Genomic DNA, 11,526 nt, shown 5'->3' on the forward strand with positions numbered 1-11,526 from the left:
GACTCCTACTCCTGCCCCAGCAATTTATGGATTTCTTCTTCGGTCATGTTGAGGAACTCGTCCGGGCGCACAGATCGATCATCAATATAGAAGCCGCGTTTTCTCGGCCAAGGCTTGCCAAACAGAATTTCGTCGTAAGGAACTTCCCACTTAGCGAGCCACTCGAGAAGAACTGGTGCAGTATGTTTATTAATAAGCGCCAGATTACCCTTATAAGTGTTCATATTACGCGCAGTGAACAGTAAGATTCGATAACCTTTAGCCTGGTATTCGCGAAGTTTAGCCAGCATGGCCTGATCGGGAATCAGATCTGCGTACGACTGATTCGCCGTTTTAATTCCACACAGCGTGCCGTCAATATCAACGACCAATACACCGTCGACGCTCTCAAACTCTTGATTCACTTTCAACCTCATTGAGTATGTGGTGAGCGTTCAGCAGGAAAGCAATCACCTTGTTTGGATAATCTATGTGCAGCGGCAGCATCGACAAAAACAATGATGCTTCGCCCAGACGCATGACGCGAACGTCGTGGCCTGCCGCCTTGACTCGCTGAACAAAGACAGGTTTCAGGACGGCGTGATTGGTGTGTTTAAAACTCAGCAACAACTGATTACTGTCGGTGAAACCTACATTGTAGAGACCATTGTTAATAAAATCGTAGTCGCCCAATGCGCTGTGCGACACCTTGCACAGATCATACAAAGGGTGTGTCCACAGCCCCTCCTCCGTCAGCGCCCCTTTAGGGTCGATCAGCTTTAGCAGATAGCGTTGTTGATCATAAAGTATATTGGAGAAGCAAGGGTCACCGTGCCCGACCACACGGTAATCAAATGCAAATCCTTTCTCGAAGCGTTTGTAGAGCTTCACAAAACGCTCTAGCTGGCGTGAAACATCCAGTTCAGGAGTAGCGCTAGCAGCCAAACGATTGATCCGCTGTCCCTCCTCCATCGCAAGAAACTGCTCAACCCGTTTTTCAAGTTTATTAACGAACAGTTCTCGCGCCGTGGCAGCCGACTGCTCCTTAGTGCAGGTTTGTCTTGAGCGCTCCGCGAGAAAAAACAGCAGACGGTCAACAAAAGAAGTGAACGTATCGGGCTCAAAAGCGCCGTGAACCCATTGCAAAGCAGTATCTGCCAAGTAATAACGCAGCATTTTGTAAGATGCGCGATCACCATCATCCTGAAAATCAAAAGGCTGTATCAGCCAAGGCCGCATGCCTTCGGGAGCGAGGCTATAAAAGGAATACTCCGCGCGCATCTTGGTCTTGTCAGTGGATCGCTTCGTGTAGTAATACGCGTCCATTTGCATTTCGTTGAAATGGCGCGTTGCTGTAGAACCGCTGGTGTAAGAAAGGAAATCGCGGATCTTGCCTAAATCCAGGGGTTCGACCGACTGCAAACGCTGAGCGCCCTGCCACGCCCTATCCCATGTATGAAGAGGTGCCGCCAGAAACGCCGACCATTGGTCGACCAACATGTGGGCATTGCGCAGAAATACCAGCATCGGTTTGTACAACGTATCGGTAAAGTCCTCTTCAGCATACGGCAGGCGCTCTATCAACTGGGTGAGGCGTTCAGGTTGTGAAAAGCCGGCACGCCCGGCGATAACGCAGACAGATGTATCCTCACTACACGCTTCCAGTGTAGAGCGCAGCGCGACAAGATCATCTTCATTCTGCAAACGAATCACACGTGATCGACTCCACGCCGGCAGCGCGGTAAGGAAATGTTCGATCAGTGGTCGGCGCTTGAAGACGATATCACCGAATCGGCGGGAGCCAACCAAGCTGCGCACTTCACCAAAGGCGAACTCGCGATCATCAAGGATAAGCAATAGTTTGGTATATGCTTCAGACATCTCGGGTCCTTAGAATTTTGGAGCGCGCCGGCAACGAAACGACGAGCAGAAATACCAATGTCAACGCCACCAGACCCAGCGACTGGTAGAGACCGAAGGCATTCGAGACTCCCCCGCCGCCGGGTAAGCTCGCCAGCAAACCGGAGGTGAACAGCGCCGCGAGATCCGGATCTCCGATCCCAAGCTGGTTAATAAATAAAGACAACGCCAGAATCTCGACAGACCAGATAAGTACAGAGAGCAGCAGGAAACCTGACACACGCCCCTCGACGGACTTATAGATCGCGACTTCAAGCCTGCGTAATACTTGGCTCGCGCGTAGCACGGTCAGTCCGCGCGGCGTGTAGCTAGTCAGTACAAGATGACGATTCAAATATACAAAGATCTTAGCAACAGCGAAGAACCCCAACAGACTCAAACCACTGGCCAGTACAAATAATACAAAGACAGTGCGCATTGCGGGCACGACTTGAATATTAAAAATGTACAACCCCAGAATAAAGGCGGAGATCACCACTACATCTCCAAAGCGCTCCGCCAACCATACCGCCAGCGCCTTCTGCCGTTTCCCGTACACATGAAAAAAGGAAGCAAGGCGTAAAATCTCGCCCAGCTTGAATGGCAGAAAGCTACTTGGAAAAGCTGTCAATGTATGCGCCGCAACCAGAGGAAACGCCTTATCGCGATCATCAAGCGTCAACAGCACCAGGCGCAGCATACGCAATACATGTGAGCCGAGATAAAGCAGAGTAATACCCACCAGACCAGCCCACTGTGTCTCACGACCAAAACTGGCGATATCCGGCGCACGTAACCACAGCCAACCCATCACCACGATCAGCAGCAGTCCGAAGTAGACCTTCAAGCTTTTACTCATTGGAAGCTGAGCCTTGGCTATAGCGAATTTGCCCCGTGTAAGAATCAAATGCCCGAGAGCGCAGTTCTGTAGAAACAAAGCTATCGCGGCGCATGCCAAATCCCGCAAGCAACCTCAAGACTTTAAATGCTTGACGGAACAATCTGACGTTCGATATCTGGTCGTCTTCTCTCCAACTGATGGGGAAAAAACGCACTACTTGCTTGCGCTGATAGCTTGCCAACAGCATCACATAATTGAACGTCAAGTCGTCAGGAAATGCTTTGTAGTAGAAGTCACGATACGCCGCCACACGATAAAGGTTCAATCCAGATCCCAAATCATAAATAGCACGCATTGTGACCATGGAAAACAGTGCGTTATAAACCCGATTACCGAATGTACGGAACCAGGAATATCCTTTCAAACGGCTACCACGCATGAAACGTGCACCTAACAAGCAATCAACACCTTTATCCAACTCTGATTCGAGCTGAGGCATCAAATCACGAATATCGGCCTGGTCGTCGCCATGCAGCACAACAAGGTAGTCAAACCCATTATCTACTGCATAGCGAAAGGCTGCTTTGTGCGATCCTCCCAGACCATAGTTGTCATCGTTACACCAAGCGATGAAATTACAATTCTTTAGGACCAATTTGCCGCGCTCAATGGCAGCCTCCAGGGTACCGTCAGGCGAGCGGTTATCAACAACCATAACGGTATCGATCCTAGCCTGTACGCTCTCATCAAACTGATCGATAACGCGAGTAATCTGCGTTTCACAGCGATAGGCAGGGATGAAAACCAGGATTTTCGGATTAGCTTCGGACTTGGCCATCGGAGTCAGTACTCATAAATTTCGTAAGAACAGTCATAAACAGGAAATTCGTCAATAAATTAACGGGCGTGACCATTAGCTTCGCCAGAACAGCCGCTGGCAGTGGCAGTACCTGATCAATCCCAAAATCTACCAGTTTTACAACGACGATGGAAATCAGCATCGAATACCCTAAGATAGACACCGCTTGATAAGTCCAATAGATCGGTAGAAAAATATATTTTCCGTGCCCACCTTGTTTGAAAACCCGATTTAGCGCAATCAACCATACGTATGTAACACCGACCATGGATGATGCGAAATTCGCAAAGGCAGGTGACACATCAAAAGCCTGGGTCAAAGTCGTATAGGAAAGCAGATCAAGAATCCACCCGACTCCAGACACCAGTAAGAACCCTAGAAACAACTTCATTATTTATTTTTTCCAGCGGCCTGAAAACCGTCAAATGAATACAACCCGGGTCCTTCGCTACCATATTCGCCGCCCGAAAGCGGAACAAAAGGAATCTTTTTGGGAGGTTTGAAATAATCATCAAAGCCTTCCGGCCTAAATATTTTAACGACCCGACCATCTTTCTGTAAGCTCATACCGAATACTGGCCACGTCCAGACCCAACGATACTTATAAGCATACTCCCGCTGCTCCGAAATCAGTATTTCTCTCACTGACTCAGGCTGTAAAATTGGCCCTGGCGCCACACTAAGCTCGTGCAGAGCGGCATTCTTGAATTCGAGCCATTGTATACTATTGGAGACCTGCCAGAGCGACGCGGACAACAGGCTGACTGAGAGCGCGACAATCGCAAAATAAGCACCACGCACATCAAAATTAACTTTTGCACGCACAAATATAATTGAAGAGAGCATCCATCCCGTGGATCCGATAGTCATCAGAAACCGATAATTAAACTCTCTGCGCGGATCAGTCAGATTGAAATCCTGTATTGCTGAAACCCCGGCATACACCGCAAGACCCGACAACGACAAAAATATTAAAAAGACCAGCAAAAAAATTGCTCCGCCGCCCGCGCTTATGCTACGAGCTATCCATCCGTAAAGCCCAGCAACAATAAGTAGAACAGTTGCCAATAGACTTATTCTAGTATTGCCTACCCACATTTCCCGCGGCATTGCAAAATTGACAAGCTCTAGAAAGGCATTTGTTTCCTGACCAACCGGATGACTAAACTGCCAATATAGAACAAACAGCGACTGGGCTAGGCCGACAGCGCCAAGTACATAGAGGTGTAAATTTTTACAAAAATTACCGCCTGTTCCGCCGAACCAGAATGCAGTCAGCGCGCCAAAAAATATACTGCCGCCCCAAAGAACCAGATTTTCATGCCCTCTGAACAATATCAAAGAAACAATAGCTATCACTAGCCAGTCAAACCATCGAAAATTTATCTTCAACAGCAAATAATGAATCAGCAACCAAGCAAACGCCAAAGATATAAAAGACTGATTAAGAATAAATATATCGGATGGAATCGCGCACGTAACCAGACTTGCTAGAGCAAAGAAAAAAACGCGATAGTCATTTGCCCGACGACTCAATAAAAAACAGAAAAAATAAACAAACACCGGCCCCAAAAACGTTCCAGCACCAAACAGGAACCTCAACCAGCCTAGGTTTTCCACTCCTAACTTAATAGCAATAGCAACAGGAAGTTGATTTACTATATTCGCAAACAACCGTATGTGCTTTGGATCATCGGCAACTGGCCATACCTTATTCTGACTCAACAGTTGCACAAAAAAATTCGAACCGTCAGCGTACAAGACTCTTTCACTTAGAATCGCGTGACCAAGGTAAACCACGTAAAACACGCAAGCCAATATTACAAGGACCAATGCGAGCCACTTCAATGGCCTCACGCCAAAATCATTGCTATTCAAAACGCTGCCCCCTCGTGCCTAAACTTATTGCATCTCTGTGATTGGCAGCCGGTAAAAAACAGACGCCATCAACGTTATGCAAATATGCCACTTGAACCTTCGATCCCCCAAGCCAATAGAGGCTCAAATCACCCACCAATAAAGTCACAGCCACTTTCAAAGAATCACTTTCAATACCGACCATATTTCCTTCTCCGTCGACCAAGTAGCATGCGACCTTTATAGAATCAATTCCCTCTAACAATTCGAGGAACGACTTATAAGTAAACTCAAAGCCTGCTCCTCGCAAAAAACCAATATATAAACTCGAACGCTATATCAGAAGCTCGTTGCATGTGGTGATAAAACGATCACCGATAACCGACCAGTCATACTCATGAGTAATGCGTTGTCCGTTCTCCGCCAGTGTCGCGCACAATGCAGGATCTCGAATCAATCGAGTGATTGCCTCTTCTAATCCTTCGCGCTCCGTCAATACGGCATTGACACCATCAATCGCCATATCATGAAAAGCTGCACAAGCACTGTTCGCAATTACCGGTTTACCGGCCAACCAAGCTTCCAACAGCACGATGCCGAAGCTCTCGCTACTACTCATGTTAATCAATGAAAGACACGACATGAGCGCTCCACGAACAACATTCCTGGGCTGCTTGCCCAAGTAGCTCGCATGGGCAGATAACACGGGCACACCGTCATCGTCAGGTCCAATCAGTACTACATGTAAGTTCTTACCATTTGCATTTAACTTTTCAACGGCTGCAATCGTGTCTTTATAGCCCTTCGCGCCTGATTTTCTGCCCAACACTAAAACAAAGGGGCGATCTACCGAAAAGACAGCTCGAAAGGCATCTACGTCGTCTTGATGGAATATTTCACTGGTATCAATCCCGGCTGGCAGATAACTGACATTACCCCCTCGGCGACGATAAAACTCGCAAGCAGCAAGAGGCGAAGCTAATACCAGACTAGCGTCTCGTGCCGCGTCATTAATGTCTGGAAAATGGTAAAAATCATCATCTAAGTGCGCGTGAGGTATGATAATTACCGGCACCCCGTGCCGCTTGGCACTTTCAACCGCGACAACAGCCGGGCGAAATACGTGATTATGAGTAATCACCAAATCATAATTACTTACTTGAGACTCAACATAATTCTCAAGGGCTTCGGAGAAAGGACCGCGTATATCACTTAGCTTAACATTCAAGGGATCACGAGTCCCCTTGGCAGCGTCCGCCAACACCTCAAACGCCGTCTCGGCATCGACAGTAGCCAAATTAACCAGCGACGGGTTGGAGATATCAAGCTGCACGCTATTGAAATACAACGCTGTCATCATAAATGCCAGAGGACGAGGATCTTCATGTCGAGAGGATCCAATTGATGTTGTTATTTCCAACTCCCCTGCCGGAGCGGAAAACGCCAACACAAACTGCCCCTGAACTTCCGAGCTCAGGATTATCACCCCTTGAGCGTCCATTACCGTCACATAAGCCTTTTGGTGGGCGAAGCCGTCAATTCGAACGTCTGTATCCTCCACAACATACAACCCACACGTGGCATACGCCCAGCGAGAGGCTTTTATTGCCTTACCTTCCGGCAATGCCCAGCCCCAAGTCAGGCCACTGCGATCAAATCCCGTTTTCACAGAATCCGAGATGATACGCTCGAATGTCGGTTGCAATTGCCAGGCACGCTCCAGCCCCTGCGTCGCGGATTGCCCCATTGATGGCTGAATAGGAAAGCGAGCAAATCTGACGTTGTGCATATTGATGAACGCACTGTCATTCGCGTTGAAATGATAGTCTTCCGCAAATCGGAATTTGCTGTGCATCGAGCTGACTTCAGGCGCAACAACATCAATTTGAAAGTTGTTATTTCTGCCAAGAGCCCTCAACAGTTGCTCAACCATCAACTCAGCACCGCCCATGGCAGGAGAGGTATAACGATAAGTTACAAAGAGCACACGCTTCTTAGGGACTGAAAGGCCTTTTAACGCGTAAACAAAATCTGCCGCCAGCGCCTGCATGGACAAGCAACGATTAAATATGGACTGACGTAACAGTCTTACTTCGGGTGTTTGCAGTTCCACATCGGACAGCGCAGTCATTATCGCCGAGGGAAAATCCTCCAGCGTCACTACATTGATATGATCTTGAATGACGTCAGGATACCCTCGCTGCCCAAAAATCGTCGTCACCACAAATAATCCGTTGGCGAGATAGTCGGCCAACTTCACATTCGAACCGCTGCCAGACATCATGGGGTTGATGGCAATGGAACATGACTGCATAACTGCGGACTTGTCCGAATCATCCAAAACACCCCATAGATGAACATTTCGAGTCATCTTGCCACTAATCGAACTGCACACGGAGCCGATCAGATGGAACTCGACGTCCGGGCAGTTTGGAGCAATGTGCTCAACAATGTAGTTCGCGGAGTCAACATTGGGCATATGCGCGGAGCCAAGAAAAACCGCGGACCGGGCAGAAATACCGGCCTGAATTTTACTTGCATTTTCTGCATCTACTAATGCTGCAGGCGCAGATCCATTGCGTACAACTATCGCGGGCCCTGCTGTACGACGCTTTCTGAGCAGACTATCGGCATCATCGTCAGAAACAGCAATCGTCAGCGCCGAAAGTTCAACGGCTTTACGCTCAAACTCAGCAACATCATCTATCAAAGAGTGCCTGAGTGGATGGTGTTCCAATAGACGCGTTTTCAGCGTCAATTCATTATTCTGGGACGAGTAAACAAATCGGTCAGCATGTGCGACTGGTAACTCCACCATGAATGGATGCTCAATTACAACACTCTGAGAGTTCCCCCTCAAGGCCTGGTAGACTTTGACCAGCAGAGGATTAAGTGCGCAATGTCGGCCGGCAACGATGTCGTCGCACGATATATGCGATTGTGCATTGACGTATTGTAACTCTCCTAGATGCTCCGCAGTTTTTGGAACAGCGATGACTAATGTATTGTCATTGTGACGATCTACCTGCAAGAAACGATCACTGGAAAAGCATAAAAATACAACCGTACTCGTCTCGGAAACTGCGGCGTATAATCCACGCGTCCTAGTTGCACCACCGCCAATTCCCGCAAAAGAATTGTAATCGTTCAATACCGTTACAAGATTCTTTGGAGTATTTTCTTTATTGCGTTGATAGACATCTACTATTTTTTTACTAGCGTTTTCAGCAATGGCATCCCATGTATAGTTGGCATTTACAAATGATAGTCCGGCCTGACCTATACACGAGAGACGCTCAGGAGAGTTCGCTGCATCTCTAATGGCCTGACCAAACGACTCCAGTGAAGAGATGAGAAAATGCTCGTCCTCCTGACCAGAAAGTCCCCTCACACCGAACTCAGTTGAAAGAACCGGCAGACCTCTAGCCAGATACTCCAACACCTTAATATTGGACCCACTGCCAGTGGACATAGGATTCAATGCCAAGTGGCTAGCCCCCAGCAACTCCTCTTTCAGCGTATCGCTCACCCGACCATGACGGATGACGTTAGCGGGATACTTACCTTCAGGGAGGCATGTACCCAAAATATTGAACTTCACCTCTGGCACTAGAGGCGCAATTTCATTAACAAGTGTCAGCGCAGCTATCTGGTTAGGTAAATGGCCGCTGCCCATGAAAACAGTAGAAAAACCTGAGTTCGAATTTTCCTTCAAAGACGCCGTTCGAACAGGTGTCATACCGTTAGGAACAAAGACAGTTTCGAATTTCGCAGCTGGCGCCAAGTCACGGAATGCGACGAGGTCATCGTCACCGCAGTAAAAAACCAGATCCGAGAGTTCAAGTATCTTCTTTTCCAGCCCTATTACCAAGTTCGGAATATCATCCGATCCGGCATCGCTATGCAAGGAACGATAGAGGATACTTTCGCAATTCTGAGAGTTATAAACACGTAGTTTACTATCAAAACCGGCAAACACGTCATAGTCGATGGTAAATGGGAAGTCATGGATAATTATATCCGCCGACTCATACTCTTCAAGATAAGCATCGTGCAAAGCGCCTGGGTACTTGGCACACACAGCAAGGGCAGGACCTGACAGATCACCTTTCCCGGAAACTTTGGACAGTGCAGCCCAGACTTCATTAAACGCGATATCCTTAGGAATTCTACGCTCGATAAAGTTGACACCATGAAAAACACGCTCTTCATCACTGCCTTGGTGAGTTGAGCTCAACAAGGTAACTTGATGCGTACGACTCAGAGACCTGTAAAAATTAAAAACCCTAGATTCACCACCATTCGAGACAGGCGTAAATGCAGGAAAAAAGCTAAATGCCAATATTTTTTTCAAAATAAATACTCAGTAGAAAAAAGACTCAAGGGGTGATTTCAACTCTTCACCGTTCCCTTTTTTCTTAAAACTTGAAAGCTGTGCATATGAAGTTGACGTGTCTACCGTGGTGCTGGATGGACTCACGGCGCCAACATGACTCTGTTGCATTCCCCACGCAATCCGTTTAAGCCGGGCCTTCAATACCGGGCGACGCGAAAGAAAACCGACAGCCCAACCCTTGATTCTCGGATTTTCAACTGCCTTTCGCATTAAACGAGAAATGAAAGATTTTAGCTTGTGCTTGATCTTCAATAATGGAGAAGCCTTCAAATTAGTACCTGGGTCCTTTATCAGCTTGTTCAAAACTCGCAACGGCCTGGTTAGCCGCCATGAAGCACTCGTCATTAATTCTTTAATCTGTCTTTCAAGTTCGAACACTAACGCTTTAGACTCCAAATGCGCACACTCAAACTCAGCCTCCCTCAATACGAGTTTGTCCTCGACCTTCTGACGCTCCGCGTTCGCTTCCGATATTTTAGTTTCAGCTTCGACTAGGATTTCAGCAAACTCCAAACACTTGGCGTCAAGTGCTCTTACTTTTTCCGTCTCGGCTAACAAACTTGTTTCTATGGAGCTATATCTTTCGTGCTCACCAAGTAACTTCCGCTGATGATCAACGCTCGCGTCCACCACCCTCTTCTCAAAACCGAGAACTAATTCACGCGCTCTTTCAGCATCCCGAATTAGACTGGCGCCGGGATCGGTTCTATAATCACGTTGCCAAACCAGAGGCTCGCTTGCTTTACGAAGCGCAACAACCTCATCAATAAGCGTCTGTGATGTCCCTGATAGAAGTAATAGACCATGGGCCCGTTGCTCAACGCTGTTGAAGAAAGCTTTGTCTTTAGCACCGTACACGGCTTGAGGAACTGAGCATTCAGAAAAATCGAGCCCGTCGATACCCATTTCCTTAAGAGCATGGGTAATGTCATTTCGGCACTCTAAACTGTCGCTGAGTCGATCAATATTGATCTGCAGTTCAGAGTGCTTCAGGCCTTCTTTCAAGCCTAGAAACCAAAGCACATAAAAAACAAGGTAACTGTTTTCCGGAGACAAGCGGTTCTGGTAGAACCACGAAAACTTCTGAAAAATGTTCCCTTCCGTCAAACCGTTGAATCCGATTTCGTCGATCAAGCGATTAATAATTTCGGGGTGATGCGCACCATTGATACACATCTGATTTGCATCATCAAAGTAGTGATCCACCTTGTAAGACCACCACTGATCCCAAGGATTTCGCCAGAGATAAATATGACGACCGCCCAATGCATTCTTGATCACACCGATACGAGAGCTTGTACGACACTCTTGTATAAGTGGTCTGCCTTTGGCCGAAGATATCAAACCTGATAAGTATGGTACGCCCGCCTGCTCTGGAGTCGTGGCAAAATAACCATCATAGATGCAGGACTCGTCTAGCTTCGTTATACATTCGTCAGATACGCTATACAACTCGGAATAATACGCCCCCTTCATATCCGGATGACGCAGCACTTTTGCCAGATTGTCATCTGCAGCAAGCATGCTTTCACGCTCGTTGCGCGCAGACAAGACAAACTCGCTCATCGGTTCCTGATAACACCAGTAGCCTGCGCTCGAGCTTCTAAAAACACTAAATATGTAAGTACTTCCCGCCCGAAACAAAGAGTGAACAAATACAGGGCAGGTTTTAGAATCCTTTAAAATGCTCACCCT

8 protein-coding genes are annotated in these 11,526 nt (G+C 47.5%); all 8 read right to left on the reverse strand.

Annotated elements, in window-relative coordinates:
- Positions 1-5: 5 nt before the first annotated feature.
- The 8 genes from J0G10_RS21705 to J0G10_RS21740 all read right to left on the reverse strand — a co-directional run bounded on the left by J0G10_RS21705 (position 6) and on the right by J0G10_RS21740 (position 11,523).
- Complete coding sequence (locus J0G10_RS21705; protein ID WP_241089713.1) at positions 6-404, reverse strand: HAD family hydrolase; 399 nt, start codon at positions 402-404, stop codon at positions 6-8.
- The gene (locus J0G10_RS21710; protein WP_220556672.1) at positions 388-1,860 is read right to left on the reverse strand and encodes a protein kinase family protein; all 1,473 of its coding nucleotides are present in this window, start codon (positions 1,858-1,860) and stop codon (positions 388-390) included. The genes J0G10_RS21705 and J0G10_RS21710 overlap by 17 nt, the downstream gene beginning before the upstream one ends.
- Positions 1,853-2,725, reverse strand: a complete 873-nt coding sequence (locus tag J0G10_RS21715; protein WP_163032979.1) for a lysylphosphatidylglycerol synthase domain-containing protein — start codon at positions 2,723-2,725, stop codon at positions 1,853-1,855. The genes J0G10_RS21710 and J0G10_RS21715 overlap by 8 nt, the downstream gene beginning before the upstream one ends.
- Before the next feature lie 4 nt (positions 2,726-2,729).
- The gene (locus J0G10_RS21720) at positions 2,730-3,557 is read right to left on the reverse strand and encodes a glycosyltransferase family 2 protein (RefSeq protein WP_122707322.1); all 828 of its coding nucleotides are present in this window, start codon (positions 3,555-3,557) and stop codon (positions 2,730-2,732) included.
- A complete protein-coding gene (locus tag J0G10_RS21725) occupies positions 3,538-3,969 on the reverse strand; it encodes a GtrA family protein (RefSeq protein WP_220556673.1) in 432 nt (143 codons plus the stop codon). The genes J0G10_RS21720 and J0G10_RS21725 overlap by 20 nt, the downstream gene beginning before the upstream one ends.
- Positions 3,969-5,456 carry a hypothetical protein gene (locus J0G10_RS21730; protein ID WP_220556674.1) on the reverse strand — a complete coding sequence of 496 codons (1,488 nt, stop codon included), beginning with the start codon at positions 5,454-5,456 and terminating at the stop codon, positions 3,969-3,971. The genes J0G10_RS21725 and J0G10_RS21730 overlap by 1 nt, the downstream gene beginning before the upstream one ends.
- Positions 5,457-5,769: 313 nt before the next feature.
- Complete coding sequence (locus J0G10_RS21735; protein WP_220556675.1) at positions 5,770-9,789, reverse strand: glycosyltransferase; 4,020 nt, start codon at positions 9,787-9,789, stop codon at positions 5,770-5,772.
- A gap of 9 nt (positions 9,790-9,798) precedes the next feature.
- On the reverse strand, positions 9,799-11,523 hold the full coding sequence (locus J0G10_RS21740) for a hypothetical protein (RefSeq protein ID WP_220556676.1): 1,725 nt from the start codon (positions 11,521-11,523) through the stop codon (positions 9,799-9,801).
- Between the last annotated feature and the right edge of the window lie 3 nt (positions 11,524-11,526).

Origin of the sequence: Pseudomonas germanica, assembly GCF_019614655.1 — a bacterium.
Classification (GTDB): domain Bacteria; phylum Pseudomonadota; class Gammaproteobacteria; order Pseudomonadales; family Pseudomonadaceae; genus Aquipseudomonas; species Aquipseudomonas neuropathica.

Coding starts and splice junctions, on each gene's coding strand:
- J0G10_RS21710 (WP_220556672.1), bottom strand. CDS start 1,860: ATGTCTGAAGCATATACCAAACTATTGCTTATCCTTGATGATCGCGAG.
- J0G10_RS21720 (WP_122707322.1), bottom strand. CDS start 3,557: ATGGCCAAGTCCGAAGCTAATCCGAAAATCCTGGTTTTCATCCCTGCC.
- J0G10_RS21725 (WP_220556673.1), bottom strand. CDS start 3,969: ATGAAGTTGTTTCTAGGGTTCTTACTGGTGTCTGGAGTCGGGTGGATT.